The sequence below is a fragment of the Microcoleus sp. S36b_A4 genome (assembly GCF_036700645.1).
Classification (GTDB): Bacteria; Cyanobacteriota; Cyanobacteriia; order Cyanobacteriales; family Microcoleaceae; genus Microcoleus.
Window position 1 is genome coordinate 1 of record NZ_JAUBPI010000072.1, and the last position, 17,061, is coordinate 17,061.

Here is a 17,061-nt window from a genome sequence, read left to right on the forward strand (position 1 = left end):
ATCTTGCACTTTTTTCTCGAGCGCGCGATCGAAAACCCAGACCACGCAATATGCGAGCGATTATTCAGCAAACCCTACATAGGGTGTAGTAATTTTTGGCTATTAGTCCCATCAATTAAATCTTGATTATTTTGAAAAAAGGCTGCCGAATAAACATTATCTAAACACAGGGCTTTATAGTCTTTCCAGTAACAGCTCTCGCCCTTGGTTTCGTTGCGTAGTCTAACTTTACCGCCATCTAATGTAATTTTCTTGACTCCTTGTTGAGATATAGGTAATTCAAATTCTTGTCGATTGACTAATCTTTGTAATGTACTGTGAGAAATTTTGATTCCCGTAAATTTTTCCAAATCTTTTTCTGCCATTTGATAAGATTCATTGGCACCGATTAAAAGACAGCAAGTTTCCATGAGTGGACTAAATTGACTGTAAGCTTTTAAGCCAAAATATTTTGCCTGATTATCTGTAATGTCGAGCGAGCCGATTATTGATTTTATTTATTTTTCGGGGCTTTCCTGTTTTAATTCCTGATACTGATGAAAAAAAAGCTACCTAGTTCTGGGCCGACTTCTTCTAACATTTTCGCTTCGCAGGGTTTTTTCTATACTTTTAAAACTTTTTAACTCGGTTGGATCTGTATTTCTGTAAAAAATTTCTGCTACCGCTTTTAAGTGGACTTTTAGCTGTTGTTGGTCTGATGGTGTCATTTTATTTGTCTCATCTTTATTTAACGATTTTACTAGCTTTTTCATTTTCTCTCTTTTTTGACACATTTGGCAAAGTGAGATGCACCCGCCAAATATCGACGACAGCGGTTCGTAGCTGATGGCATGAGTGTAACGAAGATATGTGACGCGAGCTTTGAATTGAACGGCCAAACGGTGAACCTGGTTCCATTCCCAATGGTACAGGTGCAACATATTCGGTCTGACAGCAGGCACACTGACCATCATAACGTTCGATTCGGGTGACTATGGGGCGAATTGGGGGTAGTTCGGTTTTTTCGTAGAGGGATTGCAATTTTTGTGCGGCGGCGGTGAGTTTCTCTCCACACTGGGGACAATTTTTGAGTTGGGCGATGATTGTTTGGTCGGGTTCAGGATGTAGCTGTCTTCCCCCTCCTGCTCTTCCTAGGCTTCTTTGTCTTTTTATCCCCTCAATTTTCTATGGCTTAATGTTTGGCTTGAATCATGAGGATGGTGGAGTGCTGGAATTTTGGCTAGGTTTTTTGGGAGATGAGCCTGGTTTTGGTTCGTATGTGGCTAATGCTGCGCTAAGTTTTTGGATTTCTGGCCATAGCTCTACTATCAAGGCTTCTTTTGCCTCGTTCGATAGTTGCTTTAAGTCGGGGAGTTTTTCCATCCCTTGATCTAATGTCTATCTTGTCTTCTTGTCAAGGGGGTTGAGCAATTACTATTTTACTACAGGACTAGATATAAAATATAAAAGGACGATCGCCAGCGCGATCGTCCTTTTATTTGCTTCACGTACTATCAGCTTTGCAGCTTGTCTGAATCCAAGATTATTTACGGTTGTTGAGCCATTTAGCCGCAACTATTCCCAAAATACCAGCAACAACTGGATTGCCTAAAAACTTCATCAAACTCGGCTGTTCGGCTAGCACTTCTTGGAAAATATCCGGGTGATTGTGATAGGTGAACGAGGCCAGCTTGGTAACATCGTCAGCATTCATGCGGCTGGCGTGGTGGGTAGAAAGTCCTAGCTGCTTTTCCAATTGGCGATCGTTCAATCCTCTCTTGCCCAAATGCTTGAAGAATTCCCGTGCTACATCGTCGCGTTCATTTGGCTTAATTTGGGCGATCGCCTTTTGCAATTCCGGTTCCAACTGAGCCGGCGGGAGGGAGTCGTGATTCAGGGAACGCCCGAATAATTGTTTGCGCTGAGCAGGGGAAGTTCTCTGAGCAAAATCGTCAAAGTTTTCGTAATCTTCACCCGTTGTCTCCGGCATAATTTCTCGATCGCCCTGGGCTAAATCGTTCATGATTTGACGCTTGTAATTATCGCTGCTACTCATGGTAACTCTCTTCCAATCTACACAACATTTCAGTCTTAAATTGAGATGGTTTAGCCTTCAAAAAACTGCGGAATATTAAACCGCCACGCGACTATCATTTAAGCTTGCTAACTCGGTCAAGACTTGTATTCAATCTGATTTGATTGCTGATCGTACTTAGCAGTCAAAATTAACTTTTTGTCAGGAGCGTAAACCAAAACACTTACATCCTGATTTGGGAAATTGCGGTGAAAACCTTGTGCTAAAGATTTCGCCAAATCTTTCACTTCAGTCGGGCGGACTTGCGGGGTAATTACAACTCCCAATTTGTTATTGTCGCGCACATAAGCATCCTGAACCAAGCCCTTAGCCGTCTTTGTTACCCATTGACCGAAATCTTGACCTGCGGCGGTATTGCCACGTTCTAGCTGCGCGTAATAACCCTGACTGCCACCAATTGCTACGGGTATATCAGTCGGTTTTTGGGCGGAAACGCTGGGCGCGCAGGCAGTAGTAACTGCCAGCATTAATACCAAAAGTACGCCTGCAATTATTTTGCGACTCTGCTGCAATAAACTCACCTTTTTTCCTCCGTTCCTAAAACATTTGGAATAGTTGAAAGGGTCAGGTTGCTCGACCCTCTCAATGCCTATATTATTAGGCTTAGTCTAGTTTCTTTTTGAGCTCATCTTTTACATCTTCGATCGCGTGACCAGCTTCAGCTTTGGCCTGCTTGGCTTTGCCTTCTGCTTTATCTTTCGGGTCGCCAGTAACATTGCCTAGGGCTTCTTGAGCTTTGCCTGCGATGTTGTTGCCAGTTGCCTTTGCTCTATCTTCAGTGCTCATGGTTTTCTCCCTATCTGTATTTAATCAGACATTTTCTACTTAATAAACTCATCATAGGTAACTAGGAGCTGCGTTGCAATCTACCTCTAGGAAGAAAGAATGAATAAAAAATGAAGATGGAAGATGGAAAAGTTATTTTTATGTCTTGGACAGCCTGCCACTTTCATACTTATAGGTTTTTTTTCACCGTTTATGGTGGCTGCAACGAAGTATTTGTGTAAAAAAGCGAGTGGATGGTCAACCCCGCTTCCCGGAGTTTTTTTTCATACCCCAAATAATTTAAAAGTATCAATTTTTATTTAATTCTGCCTTCCCAAAGCGAGTGTGGGCAAGATTGCATCTTACCCACACCGAAAAAAATCCGTATTAGTTTTAATCTACCTTTTGATGACATTCTTCATCTATTTTGTGCTGAAGTTCTTCTTTCAACTGTTCCACAGCGCGCATAGTTTGAGCATCTTCTTTTTTTTGCTGACCGAGGGCTTTTTCTGTTTCCTCGCCGAGCAATATTTCCCTAGATTTTGGTACCGTGACTTGATTTTCGCTGGCCGTGTGGGTGGCGTTTTCTTGACTATTCATTAGTTTTTCCCCTATTGTTTGCAAAATTTATTTTTAACAAGGGTACTTAGAAGTTAACCTTATACTTAAGATAACGGAAATCACGAAGACTTCCATCTACCTCAAGGGAGATAGGGGCTGGTGAATAATTTTGAGTTCTATAGTTAAGATAAATTACGGAAACTTCCATTAGCCCCAAAGGAGATAGGGGAAGGGGAATAGTGCGTGAGATTGCTTGGTGGGTCGCAAGGCGCGGGCAGTGAATGAGTTGGGAAAAGGGGAGGAGGGGGGAGAATTTTTCTGCGGCGCGAGCGATGGCATTAAGTGTGGAATGTTGTGCTATGAGGCTCTTTGGACATCGGTAAAAGATGAAGAGAGAAATGAGAGGCAGTTTAGTGCAGACTTAAGTCTATGCTGAGAGTTGGAAAGTTAAAATCTGTAGGGTGCAGCAATTCCCAAGTTTGGTGGCGATCGGGTTAAATAGTCTGCTAAACAAGAGTTAGCGTCAAGGCTAACTTCCAGCAGGATCGAACTAAAATTTCTGTTATTAGTAAAAATTATCTAAAACCCTATGGGAGCAAGGAGCAGTAACCCCCTCGAAGCAGCCGGCCCGACTCGTGAGCCGATCAAAATAGGTGTGTTGCATTCGCTGACGGGCACGATGTCCATCAGCGAAATTTCTGTTAAAGATGCGACGCTGTTGGCGGTTGAGGAAATTAATGCGGCCGGAGGGGTGCTCGGACGCCCCTTGGAAGCGGTTATAGAAGATGGAGCCAGCGATTTGCAGACTTTTGCTCAAAAAGCTAAGCAATTGCTCTTAGAAGCGCAGGTGGCGGTGGTATTTGGCTGTTGGACTTCGGCGTGCCGCAAAGCTGTACTGCCTGCTTTCGAGCACGGCAACGGGTTGCTGTTCTATCCGGTGCAGTATGAAGGGCTAGAACAGTGTCCGAATATTTTCTACACTGGTGCTGCCCCGAACCAACAGATTGTGCCTGGGGTGAATTACTTGCTGAGACAGGGAAAGCGGAAAATTTTCCTGTTGGGTTCGGACTATCTCTTTCCCCGCACAGCAAATCGGATTGTGAAAGCTCAACTGGCGGCACTGGGGGGAGAGTTGGCGGGGGAAGTGTATCTGCCGCTGGGATCGAGGGAAGTGGGCGAGGCGATCGCACATATCTTAGCAGTGAAACCAGATGCTATTCTCAACACTCTCAACGGCGATAGCAATGTGGCTTTTTTCCAAAAGTTGCGGGAAGCTGGCGTGAACCCCGATGATTTGCCGGTGATGTCGGTTAGCGTAGCAGAAGAGGAAGTGCGGGCAATCGGGCCGTCCAATATTGCTGGACATTGGGTGGTTTGGAACTATTTTCAAACGGTGGACACACCGGAAAATCGGAAATTTGTCAAGGCTTATAAAGCCCGATACGGGGAAAATCGAGTCACGGATGACCCGATCGCAGCAGCTTATTTGGGCGTTTACCTGTGGAAGCAAGCAGTAGAAAAAGCTGGTTCGACAGATGTGGTTAAAGTCAGGGCTGCTGCTAAAAATATTGAGTTTGCAGCGCCATCGGGGAAGGTAAAAATAGATGCCCAAACGCAGCATATCTGGAAAACAGTGCGGATTGGTAAGGTGCGGTCGGACGGTCAAATTGAGGAGATTTGGAATTCGGGCGCACCGGTTCCGCCAGATCCTTTTCTCAAAACCTATCCTTGGGCGGCGGCACTTGCTCCGAGGCCGATTTCTCTGGGAACTCGGGCGTCTTTGAGCGGGCTGTTTGTCATCTTGGTACTGATAACTTGGATGGCGGTGGGAGTCGGGTGGATGGGTTCTGTGGAGATGAAGAACTATTTGCTGACAATAAAAGCTGCCTCAACTCCGGCGGGGGTTTCTGAGGCAGCAATGGCGGTGCTGGTGCAGCAAACTCTGGCAGTGGCGAGCCGCACTCAGCACTGGCTGCTGGGGGCTTCAGTTTTGAGTTTGATCGCGGGGATAGTGGCTTTTGTCTCGGTGTCGGCAATTATTCGGAATCTCGGCTTGCTGCGGGAAACTGCGGAACTGATGGCCAGCGGTGATTTTACGGCTCGATCGCCTGTGGTTTCTAATGACGCGATCGGGGTGCTATCTTCTACTCTCAATACAATGGCTCAGCAAATTAGCAGTTTGCTCAACGGTTTGGAAGTGCGGCAGCGGCAGCTAGAGGAACGATCGGAGGAATTGGAAGTCGCTAAGAATGCTGCGGAAGCTGCCAACCGGGCGAAAAGCACTTTTTTGGCAAATATGACTCACGAGTTGCGGACGCCTTTGAATGCGATTATCGGCTACAGCGAGCTGCTGCAAGAAGAGGCTCTGGAACTCGGCGAAGAAGAGTTTGTCATGGATTTGGCAAGCATTAATATGGCAGGCAAGCAGTTGCTCAACATTATTAGTGACATCCTGGATATTTCTAAAATTGAAGCAGGAAAGATGACTCTTTTCTTGGAGACTTTTGAGGTGTTGGATTTGATCGAGCAGGTTGTCACTACTGTTCAACCGACGCTAGGGAAAAATGGCAATACTTTGATCGTCAATTGCGATCGCAATATTGGCACGATATACGCTGATTCGGGGAAGCTGGGACAAGCGCTGTTAAATTTGGCGAGCAATGCTGCTAAGTTTACAGATCAAGGCAAAATTACGATTAATGTTTGGAAAGAAGAAGGGGAGGTTTTGCCGATCGACAATTCCGCAGAACTCTGGGCAGATCCTTCTCGTTGTCAACAGCCTTTGATCGTGTTTCAAGTAACCGATACCGGCATCGGCATGACTGAGGATCAGGTGTCGAGGCTATTCGGAGCTTTCGCTCAAGCGGACGATTCTACTACGCGCAAATACGGCGGCACCGGTTTGGGGCTGACAATTAGCCGGAGATTTTGCCAGATGATGGGCGGAGATATTACCGTTGAGAGCGAGTTTGGCTGCGGTTCTAGTTTTACGATCCGGTTGCCGATTGCGGTTAAAAACCCGAAAGAAGCGCGGGAAGATCGAGAAATCCCAGAAATTCAGGCTGAGTCTTCCCAGGAGTTAGACACGAGTGCAGCGGCGACTGAAGCGAAGCAAAAAGAACTGCGATCGCAACCGCTGGATCTGCCCGATGCTGCTACTGTGCTGGTGATTGACGACGATCCAGACGCGCGAGATTTGATGACCCGCTGCTTATCGAAACAGGGATTTCGGGTGCGATCGTCGGCTAGCGGTGAAGGGGGGCTTCTGTTGGCTAAGGAGTTGCTGCCCGACGCGATTATTCTGGACGTGATGATGCCGAGTATGGACGGCTGGGCGGTGCTGTCGGCGTTGAAAGCAGATCAAGATTTGGTTGATATTCCAGTGATTATGATAACTTTTTTGGACGACCAAAATCAGGGGTTGGAATTGGGAGCCGCGGAGTATGTGAGGAAGCCTGTGGATTACAAGCGCTTTGCTGCTTTATTGAGTAAATATCAGGGTATCGAGAAGTAGTTTGTGGGCTGTTGACTGTTGACTGTTGACTGTTGACTGTTGGCTGTGGTTATTAGTTATTAGTTATTGATAGCAGATAACAACTAACAACCAACAACTAACAACTAAGCTGTCGCGCATTTAAATTGTATATTCGGTGCGGGCGGGACACCCCACTCATTGTTTGATTGTTTTTTGACAAACAATTTAAATGCCGCAACAGCTTAACAACTAACAACTGACTAATTAATCTAAAAATCCCATTAAGGTCGAGCTATCGTCAATTTCGTTGGAGGCAATGGGGCGGTTTCCTCCCATTGTGGAGTAAACTTCATCAATGTGAAGAGTGCTGATTGCAATAGGGCGAGCACCGGACATACTGAACATTTCACTGACTTGCATGGCGCTGGAGCCGATCGGGCGATTGCCGATTGTAGCAACCACTTCAAAGTCGCTGGATTCTACCGGGCGATTGCCTACAATGCCGTAGGTTTCGCTGAGGTGCAGGGTGCTAATGCCGATCGGGCGGTTCCCCGACATCGAGACGGTCTCGCTGATGGTAAAATCGTCTGGGCCGACAGGGCGGTTGTCATGCATGAGTTGCGGCCGATAAAGTTGGATTCCTGTTGCTTTGGCATCCGTGGGTGGTGTCGGTTGGCTTTTGGAACTGCCTTTACCGCGACGGGCGATCGCTTTGCTTTTGCTTGTACCTGTACTGCTCGTATCCATAATTCTTTTCCTCGCTTATTTTTGGACGTTGATTGCTGGGTGCGGACAACTGCTTTTCTTGGCTTTCTGCTTGCTATTTCGGCCGATGATTAAAATAATATTACAAAGTCTAACTATTTTTTTAACGAAATTGCAGAATCTCTGCATTTTTGTTAAGATTTATGGGTAATAGCTACATTTTCCTATGGTAACTGCGGCAGCATCTTTTCAATTGCAAGCGCCCTTCCAGCCCACAGGCGACCAACCGCTAGCGATCGCCCAACTCGTCAAAGGCATCGAAGCTGGCGATCGATTTCAAACCTTACTCGGTGCCACAGGTACGGGCAAAACCTTCTCCATTGCCTCGGTGATTGAAAAAGTCGGCAGACCCACCTTAGTTCTAGCACACAACAAAACCCTGGCAGCTCAACTGTGCAACGAACTGCGAAATTTTTTCCCGAACAATGCAGTCGAATACTTTGTCAGTTATTACGACTACTACCAACCTGAAGCATACATCGCCGTCACCGATACTTTCATTGAGAAAACGGCAGCAATTAACGACGAGATCGATATGTTGCGGCACTCCGCCACGCGATCGCTCTTTGAACGCCGCGACGTGATTGTAGTTGCTTCAATTAGCTGCATCTACGGTTTGGGAATGCCTGCAGAATACCTGAAAGCGGCTATTCCTTTGCAAGTAGGAATGGAAGTCAACCAGCGGCAAGTTTTGCGCGATTTAGTTAACGTCCAATACAGCCGCAACGACATAGATTTAGGCAGAGGCAAATTTCGCGTCAAAGGCGATGTTTTGGAAATTGGCCCGGCTTACGAAGATAGAATTATTCGCGTTGAATTCTTCGGCGACGAAATTGATGCCATTCGCTACGTTGACCCCGTAACTGGTAAAATTATCCAAAGTACAACCGCTTTAAATATTTATCCAGCGCGTCACTTTGTCACGGCGGAAGATAAATTAGAGGCAGCTTGCCAAGGAATAGAACTCGAATTAGAAGACCGGCTGACAGAATTTGAAAAACAGGGTAAACTATTAGAAGCTCAGCGGTTGGAACAGCGCACTCGCTACGATTTGGAAATGCTGCGCGAGGTAGGATACTGCAACGGAGTCGAGAATTATTCGAGGCATTTAGCAGGGAGAAATGCGGGGGAACCGCCAGAATGTTTGATTGATTATTTCCCGAAAGATTGGATGTTGGTGATAGATGAATCTCACGTCACAGTGCCGCAAATTCGGGGGATGTACAACGGCGACCAAGCTCGGAAAAAAGTATTGATAGAACACGGTTTCCGCTTGCCCAGCGCGGCCGATAACCGCCCTTTAAAAGCAGAAGAATTCTGGGCAAAAGAGAATCAGTGCATCTTTGTTTCTGCTACGCCTGGGGATTGGGAAATGGAGATATCTGAAGGCAGAGTTGCAGAGCAGGTAATTCGCCCTACTGGAGTCATAGATCCGACAATTTTTGTGCGCCCGACGGAAGGGCAAATTGATGATTTGTTGGGGGAAATCAAGGAGAGAGTAACTCGGGACGAGCGAGTTTTGGTGACGACTTTAACGAAGCGGATGGCGGAAGATTTAACCGAATATTTGCAGGAGAGGGCGATTAAAGTCCGGTATTTGCACTCGGAAATTCAGTCAATTCAACGCATCGAAATTATCCAAGATTTGCAGGATGGTAAGTTTGATGTATTGATTGGTGTTAACTTGCTGCGGGAAGGTTTGGATTTGCCGGAAGTTTCGCTGGTGGTAATTTTGGATGCGGATAAAGAGGGGTTTTTGCGATCGGGACGTTCGTTGATTCAAACGATTGGAAGGGCGGCGCGGCACGTTCAGGGACAGGCTATTTTGTACGCGGATAATTTGACGGATAGTATGGTTAAGGCGATCGACGAAACGGATCGACGCCGGGGGATTCAGCTAGCGTACAATAAGATGCACGGGATTACGCCGCAGCCGATCGCGAAAAAGCGATCGAGTAATGCAATTTTGGCATTTTTGGACGTGTCGCGCAAGCTGAATTCTCAGCAGTTGGAGGAGGTTTACGAACAGGTAAACGAGTTATCTTTGGATGAGATTCCTCAGTTAATCGGGCGGTTGGAAGCGCAGATGAAGGCGGCGGCTAAGAAGTTGGAGTTTGAAGAGGCGGGTAAATTGCGCGATCGGATTAAGCATTTGCGGGATAAGCTATTGGGACATTAACTTTGTTGTCAGGGAATTGAGGGGGATTTTTAACCGCAGATGCACGCAGATAAACGCTGATGAAGGGCTAATTTAAAAGCCAAACATGGCTTTTAGTCCATTTGCGATCGGCTGATACTCTTCTGCGGTTAAGTCTCCTCGGTAGCCCAAAACACGCTTTATGTCCACAGCGCGTATTTGATCCAGCAACACTGTAGAGTCATAGCGTATGTTTCCCATTCCAGCCTGAAGCTGCGGATATAGCGTTGAGTTTCGTGTCGCCCAATCTCCTTGTTGTGTCGTCAAGGGAACGACTATTACCAACGAAAACCGCGTTATCCCTGTGACATTTGGCAAAGCTACAATTACGGCAGGTCGAGTGTTTTCCTGTTCGCGGCCGGGCGGAATTTGAGCCGGGAAGTTAACTAGCACTACAGCCCTCACCTGCAAAAAATTAGGTAGCTGACTCACAAATTTTCTCTACCTTTTTATTGCCAATGTCGATCGGATTTGTTTCTTGAATTCGCCATTTAGCATAGGCGATAACTTCTTTAAAGTCTGCTTCTTCAAGTTCTGGATAGGTTTGGCGTATTTCTGCTGTCGAATAGTGAGACGCCATCATTGAGATGATAGTTTCAACAGTTATGGGTAAGTTGCGAATGCAAGGTTTTCCCGCCATGAATTGTGAATCGCAGGTAATTCTAGTAAATTGCTGGATATCTTCTTTACTATTCGTGGCACTTTCATTGTCCAGAATTACTATTCCAACTCCCGGAATAAAACGCACAGGCTTTGTGCCTTCGAGGGGGTCTACATCTCCCCAATCATAGGGGGGAATTTCATTATCGACGAGGTAAAGTTGACGCCAAGGCGATTTTGCCAATGCTTCGTCGGAAATGTCAGGAAAAAATATTAGCACTTCTGCGATGCCAACGGGAAAACCATTGAGTTTGCTCAAGCCATCTATAATGGCGGCTAAGACGGATAAGTCTAGATGGCTTAGGTTTTCGGCTTTTTCGATCAGTTGGTATACGGTTTCAGGATTGAGTGTTTCGCCCACAGCTTCGACTAAGTTTTCGGGGGTGAAACCTCGACATTTCAAGTATTCGGCTAGTCTTAAGCGAATTGTACTCATGGGTTTAGTTGAGAAAGATTTTAGGGTGAAGTCCGATCGCCTTTTACCATTTTCCTATTTTTTGGATGGGAAGGGCGATCGTACTTTCTATCAGATTTCTAGTCTTTGGGCTGATTCGCGATCGGATAACTCTTTGTCCGAAGGCTAAGAGTCAGAGAGATCGTCTTTATTCATTTGTAAACCTTTTTCGGCGCCTTGTCAACTTTTTTGTGGATATTTTTTCAGGAAAAATCACGGATTTAAAATGAGTATTATCGCGGCGGCATTGATAGTTGTTTACTAAAAAACAGTGCTAGTTGTTTGCTAAAAAACAGTGCTAGTTGTTTACTAAAAAACAGTGCTAGTTGTTTACTAATAGGATTAATATTTTAAATACTAAAATAGTATTAGACCTCTTGCAAAAAAAATCTATGTTAGAATTGAAGGTTGTGAGTGTTAGACCTGAGAGCCAACTCATAATTTTCAAGTGCTGATATAACCTGCAATCTGCTCTAATTAAGCAAAAATTTTGATCATAGCATAAAATTATTTTGCAAGAGGTCTATTGATATTTTAAATACTAAAAAAAGTTAGTTTTATTTACGATCGCCCTTACCGATCGACACTATCCAAGTCAACAAGCGATTTGGGAGACAGCAATGAGCAAATTTCAGTTATTCGATGCAGTGAGTTTAACCGAACCAATCGCCCAAAGCATCGTCTTTCATTGTGGTACGGGCGTCTCGCCCGTACATGATTGGTGGTACGGGCGTCTCGCCCGTACCACCAATCATGTACGGTTAAAATATTCATTGACAACAAAAAGTGCGCCTATTCCCAGCGCGGGGATTAGATTTTAAACAAGGTTAAAATATTCATTGACAACAAAAAGACCGATCGCCCTTAACACCACCCAAACCCCCTACCTCAATACCACAGCATCGGTACTGCTAGCAAAAGCCGGACGAATAAATTCCTCCTTCTCTTCCAGCGTGATGTAACTCTTATCTACAGCTAGCTGCATCACTTCCTGAAGAAAACCTCTCAGCACATCTAATACGTGAGTGCGATCGCATTCAAAAACCTTTTCCCAGCCAGAAGTTCCAAACTTTCTCAAAGTACAGCTAATGCGATCGTCCGTAGGTAGCAACGTAATAATAAACCAACTCTCAGAAAAAGTTATTACTATTTTTTGACCTTGTGATAGCTTAGCAATTTCTTTGGGAAAGTTACTTTCAATCATCATACAAATATCGGGATCTAAAAATACCTCTTTTTGAGCGTCACCTATTTCTATAAAAACTTTATGGTTGTGTTCAAAGCAGAAACATCGCCATCCCATTTCAAAATCAGAAAGCTCCCCTAATGGATCTTCTGGAGGATCTGCCCAGTCTTCTAAGAAACGTTCTGCTAGTTGAAAATTAAATTTATGACTGCTATTCATGGCTGCTACTCCTATTTAATTGCCGCAGACTGACACCCTCAGCTATAGGATAACCACTATTGAGAGTTCCATCAAAATCCCTTTGAATAAAAGCGCGAGTGACGTTTTGAGTTATCCTTAGATCGGGATGATAAACTCTACCTATAGGACGATGAAAATCAATAATGTATTCTCCTCGATATTTGGGTACTAATTGCTCGGCTACGATCCAATCCTCCGCATTTAGCCATTGTCCTTGGTCATCGTTAGTGCTTGCTGCTCTTCCGATCAATCTGTTGGCTTTCAGTTTAGGCCCATGATGGCGAGCAATATGATCGTAGGCTTTCATTGATTTAGAATTGTTCCACTGCGGTTCGGTTCCGCTACCTGTCCATTCACAACCGCTCCCAACTTCTCTGCTTGAATCTATTATAAACTGTTCGACAATTTCTGCCACTTCTCTATTTTATTGATTTGGACAACATACATGATCTTAGAAAAGAGGTAAGTTGGGCGAAGTGAAACGTAGGGTTTTGTTAGCTCAACCCAACCTACTAATAAACTTACGGTGTCGGATTCGGATACTTAGCGTGCACCGCATCGATTTCCGCTATAATCTCCCGATCCAAATTCACCTCCAAACTACCGACATTTTCCTCCAACTGTCCGAGGCTGGTTGCACCGATAATAGTGCTAGTTACAAACCAGCGCGATCGCACATACGCCAAAGCCATCTGCGCCGGACTTATCCCATTTTTACCCGCAATCTCAACATACGCTTTCACCGCATCATTCAGATTAGTTTTATCGTAACGCTGACCAAATCCCGCAAATAAAGCCAACCTAGAATTTTCAGGAATTCCATTCAAGTATTTACCCGTTAACAGCCCAAATCCCAAAGGACTATAAGCCAGCAATCCCACATTCTTAAAACGGCAAGTTTCGGCTAAATTCAAGTGAAATGTCCGATTGCTCAAACTGAAAGCATTCTGAATCGAAACAACCTTCGGCAAGCCGTGTTTTTCAGCCAACGTGCAAAACTCGCAAACTCCCCAAGGCGTCTCGTTGCTCAAACCCAAATAGCGGATTTTCCCAGCTTTAATTAAGTCAGCCAATACCTCTAACTGTTCCAAAATCGGTACTGTTTCTTGCTCTTGGGCGATGTCGTAATCCGGCGCGCCAAATAGCGGGACGTAGCGGTCTGGCCAGTGGATCTGATAGAGGTCGATGTAGTCAGTTTGCAAGCGCTTCAGGCTGTCATTCAGGGCTTTTTCGACATTTGGGCGATCGATCTGATTTTTCCCTTCCCGAATCCACTTTAATCGAGTGCTTCTGCCCGCCACTTTAGTCGCTATAATGACTTTATCCCGCTGCTGTTTCGCCAACCATTCGCCGATATATTCCTCTGTTTTGCCCTGAGTTTCCGCCTTTCCAGGGACAGGATACATTTCTGCCGTATCGATAAAGTTGATTCCTCTATCGATCGCAAAATCGAGCTGTTGGGCCGCTTCTGCAACGGTGTTCTGCTGGCCATAAGTCATCGTACCCAAACAGATTTCAGATACTGATAAGTCACTGTCGCCTAGTTTTTTGTATTCCATGAGTTTGATTGCTGGAAAATTATCTGATTCTATATTACAGAAAAAGTTTGATTTAATTGACAGCTCCAGAAAAGTGCGATCGGCTTTCTCCTCTCTTCCTCTTTTCCTCTGCGCCCTCTGCGGTTAAAAAAAATTAAAAGATATCCGCACTTAAATGTTAATATAAATAATTAGTATTCCTCTGATGTATGAGTAGTCGCCCGCCAAAAGTTCCGTTTGTCAACCTCTCCCTGCAACACCAACCAATCCAATCTCAAATAACAGAAACCATTGGAAAAATTATCGAGCAAGGAGATTTTATTTTAGGCCAAGCACTCGCGGAATTTGAAACAGCATTTGCAGCAGCTTCTGGAGTAAAATACGGCGTAGGAGTGGCTTGTGGAACAGATGCGATCGCTCTGGGACTCCAAGCTTGCGGCATTAATCCGGGCGACGAAATTATCATACCCGCGAACACTTTTATCGCCACCGTCATCGCCGTCCTCCAAGCCAAAGCTATACCTATTCTTGTAGATTGCGACCCGGAAACCGCCCTGATTGACCTCACAGCCGCCGAAACAGCAGTTACCTCGAAAACTAAAGCAATTATCCCCGTACACCTCTACGGTCAAATGGTATCGCCTCGGCAGCTTTTAGATTTTGCGAACCGCCACGATTTAATCATATTTGAAGATGCCGCCCAAGCGCACTTAGCCGAAAGAGAAGGATACCGCGCGGGTTCCATTGGTACAGCAGCAGCATTCAGCTTTTATCCCAGCAAAAACCTCGGTTCTTTTGGCGACGGCGGGATGTTCATTACTAACGATGCAGAGCTCGCAGAAAAAATGCGAACTCTCCGCAATTACGGAGCACCCAGCAAATATTTGCACACCGAAATCGGTAGCAACAGCCGCCTCGACAATTTGCAAGCCGCCGTGCTAAATGTTAAATTGCCTTACTTAGAAAAATGGAATCGCGCTCGCACCGCCGCCGCCCAACACTACAATACTCTACTACAACCATTGAAACACAAAGGCATTGTACCGATCGCCAACCACAGCAGCAGCGGTCACATTTATCACCTATATGTTATCCAAATTACTGAGGAAAGCTCGATCAACCGCAACACCCTTCAGGAAAAACTCGGCCAACACGGCATTCAAACAGGTATACACTATCCCGTACCTTGTCACCTGCAACCCGCCTACCAAAACTTAGGCAATCGGGGCGACTTTCCCCACGCAGAAACCCTGTGCGAACAAATTTTATCATTGCCAATGTATCCCGGATTGAGCAATACTCAGATCGAGCAAGTTGTTCGGGCGATCGTACTATCATTGAATTGCTAATTGTTCATAAAACTTATGCTGGAGTTGTTTCAAGCAGTAGGGTGCAGTTCTCAAAGCGTTTGGGTGGGAAATTAACAAATCTTTAACTCACAGTTGAAAACCCGAAAGCGTTGCGAATCCAGCGCGGCAATCTTAAAACTTCTCAAACCATGCACATCCAGCGCAAAATTCGCATTGTTTTCAAGCGATACCTCCTGGCGGAAGGTATCACTGTGCTCCTAGTGCTGCTGTACGCCCCCCTGCTAGTACACTGGTACGACGGCTGGCTCAACAAAAGCATCAGCCTCGAACACGAATATTTCAGCCACGGACTAATTGGTTTGCCCTACGCAGCTTATGTTGCTTGGATGAACCGAAAGTCCTGGCGCAGCTTGCCCCACTCACCGCATCCTTTGGGAGGCTTTTTGCTGGTACTAGCCACGCTTTTTTATCTGAGTCGCTTGAGCGATTTAGTAAATTTATCCCTCCCCGTAATGCTAGCCAGCATTTGCTTATCTTTAAAAGGAATTCCCGGCTTACAATTGCAGGCGATGCCACTTTTGTTCGTATTTCTGGCATCGCCGAACCACATTCCTTACCTCCTAGAACCCTACGCCTTACCCTTACAGCAATTTATTGCTGAAGCATCAGGCTGGATATTAATTAAGGTTGGTATCAACGTGAGAGTGGAAGAAATTTATCTGTACGTAAACGAGCGCATTGTAGAAGTTGCTCCACACTGTGCAGGCTTAAAAATGCTGTTTACCAGTCTTTACGTCAGCTTAATTCTACTGGATTGGACGGGAGTGTGGGACTCTCGCAAAAAAAGTCTTTTGTTTTTAGTGATTACATCCATTATTAGCATTACTTCCAACATTTTTCGCAATACTTTGCTAACTTACTTTCACGGAACCAACAGAGAGGCGCTTTTTACTTGGCTACACGCCGGATGGGGCGGAGATTTGTATTCTGCTTGTATACTAGGGTTATTGGTACTTCTCCTCAACGGGATGGAAAAGTATTTCCCTAGTCAGTCTGGCAATTAATGAAACAGATGATTTCAGCACAGAAACTACTGCGGCGATATCAATTATCTAAAATTATGGTGCTGGTGTTTTTGCTGGTATTAGTTGGGGCAGTAGCAATTCCCGGCTACGCGACGGGAAGATGGCCTTGGACAAACCCACCAACCCTTGCCAACCTCAAGCAATTAAGAAGTGTGCACCAAAACGGGATAAAAATTCCTGGGTGGCAAGTTATAGCCGTTCAGAATAACGTCCAAATTGGCGCTCACAGATGGTTAGTTCAAGAAATTAAAAAAGATAAAACAATTGCCATTTTATTGCTGTTGCCTCAAAATTACCCCAAAAACCAGCCCCAAGTAGAATGGCTAGATATCGATGGATTTCACCGATGGCAAACCGATTCTCATCGCACTTTGAGGTTTACAGTTAAATTAGCACCAATACCCGGCCAGCCAACGCCTAATGTCGAGGCGAGGTTTTTCCGAAGCTGGACTCGCCAACAAACTTTTGCTGTCGTGCAGTGGTACGCTTGGCCTAACGGGGGTTCTCCAACAACCAGCCGCTGGTTTTGGGAAGACAGTATTGCTAGACTCTCGAACCGCCGCGCCTCTTGGGTTGCTGTCAGTATCATCCTTCCCATTCAACCGCAGGGGGAGATTAAGATAGCTCAACCATTGTTGGAATCTCTTGCCGAAAGTGTCCAGGCTAAATTAATTACAGAAACTTTTCGGTTTCAGTAAGCAGGTATGTGCAAATAAATCGGCCTAGGGGGTGGGCGGATTTTGCCACAATC

General features: G+C 45.4%; 16 protein-coding genes and 1 pseudogene. 6 read left to right on the top strand and 11 right to left on the bottom strand.

Features of this window, described 5'->3' with window-relative positions; translation table 11 throughout:
• Positions 1-77 precede the first annotated feature (77 nt).
• The 5 genes and pseudogenes from QUA03_RS20535 to QUA03_RS20555 form a co-directional block, all read right to left on the bottom strand.
• A pseudogene (locus QUA03_RS20535) lies at positions 78-707 on the bottom strand (ISKra4 family transposase); the annotation flags it as partial.
• An 815-nt stretch (positions 708-1,522) separates the two neighbouring features.
• Positions 1,523-2,035, bottom strand: a complete 513-nt coding sequence (locus tag QUA03_RS20540; RefSeq protein WP_333214467.1) for a hypothetical protein — start codon at positions 2,033-2,035, stop codon at positions 1,523-1,525.
• A 116-nt stretch (positions 2,036-2,151) separates the two neighbouring features.
• Positions 2,152-2,595, bottom strand: a complete 444-nt coding sequence (locus QUA03_RS20545; RefSeq protein ID WP_333214469.1) for a hypothetical protein — start codon at positions 2,593-2,595, stop codon at positions 2,152-2,154.
• Between the two features lie 82 nt (positions 2,596-2,677).
• A complete protein-coding gene (locus QUA03_RS20550; protein ID WP_333034601.1) occupies positions 2,678-2,860 on the bottom strand; it encodes a CsbD family protein in 183 nt (60 codons plus the stop codon).
• A 372-nt stretch (positions 2,861-3,232) separates the two neighbouring features.
• Positions 3,233-3,439, bottom strand: coding sequence for a hypothetical protein (locus tag QUA03_RS20555; protein WP_333214471.1), 207 nt, complete (start codon positions 3,437-3,439; stop codon positions 3,233-3,235).
• A 550-nt stretch (positions 3,440-3,989) separates the two neighbouring features.
• Between QUA03_RS20555 and urtA the strand changes: the two genes are divergently transcribed.
• Positions 3,990-6,914: an urea ABC transporter substrate-binding protein gene (gene urtA, locus QUA03_RS20560; protein ID WP_333214473.1), complete on the top strand. Its 2,925-nt coding sequence runs from the start codon at positions 3,990-3,992 to the stop codon at positions 6,912-6,914.
• Positions 6,915-7,139: 225 nt separating this feature from the next.
• Here urtA and QUA03_RS20565 read toward each other — a convergent pair whose 3' ends face one another.
• On the bottom strand, positions 7,140-7,622 hold the full coding sequence (locus QUA03_RS20565; RefSeq protein WP_333214475.1) for a hypothetical protein: 483 nt from the start codon (positions 7,620-7,622) through the stop codon (positions 7,140-7,142).
• 184 nt (positions 7,623-7,806) lie between these two features.
• Here QUA03_RS20565 and uvrB point away from each other — a divergent pair, with 184 nt between their 5' ends.
• On the top strand, positions 7,807-9,819 hold the full coding sequence (uvrB, locus tag QUA03_RS20570; protein WP_333214477.1) for an excinuclease ABC subunit UvrB: 2,013 nt from the start codon (positions 7,807-7,809) through the stop codon (positions 9,817-9,819).
• 72 nt (positions 9,820-9,891) lie between these two features.
• On the opposite strand, the gene QUA03_RS20575 is transcribed toward uvrB, so the two are convergent.
• Together QUA03_RS20575 and QUA03_RS20580 are read right to left on the bottom strand one after the other, a co-directional pair.
• The gene (locus QUA03_RS20575; RefSeq protein WP_333214479.1) at positions 9,892-10,269 is read right to left on the bottom strand and encodes a type II toxin-antitoxin system PemK/MazF family toxin; all 378 of its coding nucleotides are present in this window, start codon (positions 10,267-10,269) and stop codon (positions 9,892-9,894) included.
• Entirely contained in the window at positions 10,253-10,933 is a 681-nt protein-coding gene (locus QUA03_RS20580) for a DUF433 domain-containing protein (RefSeq protein ID WP_333214480.1), read from the bottom strand. Before QUA03_RS20580 ends, QUA03_RS20575 begins: the two co-directional genes overlap by 17 nt.
• Between QUA03_RS20580 and QUA03_RS20585 the strand changes: the two genes are divergently transcribed.
• Entirely contained in the window at positions 10,932-11,081 is a 150-nt protein-coding gene (locus QUA03_RS20585; RefSeq protein WP_333214482.1) for a hypothetical protein, read from the top strand. The genes QUA03_RS20580 and QUA03_RS20585 overlap by 2 nt on opposite strands.
• Before the next feature lie 753 nt (positions 11,082-11,834).
• Here the strand turns inward: QUA03_RS20585 and QUA03_RS20590 are convergent.
• From QUA03_RS20590 to QUA03_RS20600, 3 genes are all read right to left on the bottom strand, one after another.
• Positions 11,835-12,356 carry a hypothetical protein gene (locus QUA03_RS20590; RefSeq protein WP_333214484.1) on the bottom strand — a complete coding sequence of 174 codons (522 nt, stop codon included), beginning with the start codon at positions 12,354-12,356 and terminating at the stop codon, positions 11,835-11,837.
• Complete coding sequence (locus tag QUA03_RS20595) at positions 12,349-12,792, bottom strand: hypothetical protein (protein WP_333141548.1); 444 nt, start codon at positions 12,790-12,792, stop codon at positions 12,349-12,351. The genes QUA03_RS20590 and QUA03_RS20595 overlap by 8 nt, the downstream gene beginning before the upstream one ends.
• A 106-nt stretch (positions 12,793-12,898) precedes the next feature.
• The gene (locus tag QUA03_RS20600; RefSeq protein ID WP_333214486.1) at positions 12,899-13,936 is read right to left on the bottom strand and encodes an NADP(H)-dependent aldo-keto reductase; all 1,038 of its coding nucleotides are present in this window, start codon (positions 13,934-13,936) and stop codon (positions 12,899-12,901) included.
• A gap of 188 nt (positions 13,937-14,124) precedes the next feature.
• Between QUA03_RS20600 and QUA03_RS20605 the strand changes: the two genes are divergently transcribed.
• The 3 genes from QUA03_RS20605 (at position 14,125) to QUA03_RS20615 (ending at position 17,008) form a co-directional block, all read left to right on the top strand.
• Complete coding sequence (locus QUA03_RS20605; protein ID WP_333214489.1) at positions 14,125-15,264, top strand: DegT/DnrJ/EryC1/StrS family aminotransferase; 1,140 nt, start codon at positions 14,125-14,127, stop codon at positions 15,262-15,264.
• Between the two features lie 149 nt (positions 15,265-15,413).
• Positions 15,414-16,289, top strand: coding sequence for a cyanoexosortase B (gene crtB, locus QUA03_RS20610; RefSeq protein ID WP_333214490.1), 876 nt, complete (start codon positions 15,414-15,416; stop codon positions 16,287-16,289).
• Entirely contained in the window at positions 16,289-17,008 is a 720-nt protein-coding gene (locus QUA03_RS20615) for a cyanoexosortase B system-associated protein (RefSeq protein WP_333214492.1), read from the top strand. Before crtB ends, QUA03_RS20615 begins: the two co-directional genes overlap by 1 nt.
• Positions 17,009-17,061: the final 53 nt, after the last annotated feature.

Bases quoted from the DNA above. Each gene is read 5' to 3' on its own strand.
- QUA03_RS20565 (WP_333214475.1), bottom strand. From the start codon at position 7,622: ATGGATACGAGCAGTACAGGTACAAGCAAAAGCAAAGCGATCGCCCGT.
- QUA03_RS20590 (WP_333214484.1), bottom strand. From the start codon at position 12,356: ATGAATAGCAGTCATAAATTTAATTTTCAACTAGCAGAACGTTTCTTA.
- QUA03_RS20615 (WP_333214492.1), top strand. From the start codon at position 16,289: ATGAAACAGATGATTTCAGCACAGAAACTACTGCGGCGATATCAATTA.
- QUA03_RS20555 (WP_333214471.1), bottom strand. From the start codon at position 3,439: ATGAATAGTCAAGAAAACGCCACCCACACGGCCAGCGAAAATCAAGTC.
- QUA03_RS20600 (WP_333214486.1), bottom strand. From the start codon at position 13,936: ATGGAATACAAAAAACTAGGCGACAGTGACTTATCAGTATCTGAAATC.
- QUA03_RS20605 (WP_333214489.1), top strand. From the start codon at position 14,125: ATGAGTAGTCGCCCGCCAAAAGTTCCGTTTGTCAACCTCTCCCTGCAA.
- QUA03_RS20540 (WP_333214467.1), bottom strand. From the start codon at position 2,035: ATGAGTAGCAGCGATAATTACAAGCGTCAAATCATGAACGATTTAGCC.
- uvrB (WP_333214477.1), top strand. From the start codon at position 7,807: ATGGTAACTGCGGCAGCATCTTTTCAATTGCAAGCGCCCTTCCAGCCC.
- QUA03_RS20585 (WP_333214482.1), top strand. From the start codon at position 10,932: ATGGGTTTAGTTGAGAAAGATTTTAGGGTGAAGTCCGATCGCCTTTTA.
- QUA03_RS20550 (WP_333034601.1), bottom strand. From the start codon at position 2,860: ATGAGCACTGAAGATAGAGCAAAGGCAACTGGCAACAACATCGCAGGC.
- crtB (WP_333214490.1), top strand. From the start codon at position 15,414: ATGCACATCCAGCGCAAAATTCGCATTGTTTTCAAGCGATACCTCCTG.
- urtA (WP_333214473.1), top strand. From the start codon at position 3,990: ATGGGAGCAAGGAGCAGTAACCCCCTCGAAGCAGCCGGCCCGACTCGT.
- QUA03_RS20580 (WP_333214480.1), bottom strand. From the start codon at position 10,933: ATGAGTACAATTCGCTTAAGACTAGCCGAATACTTGAAATGTCGAGGT.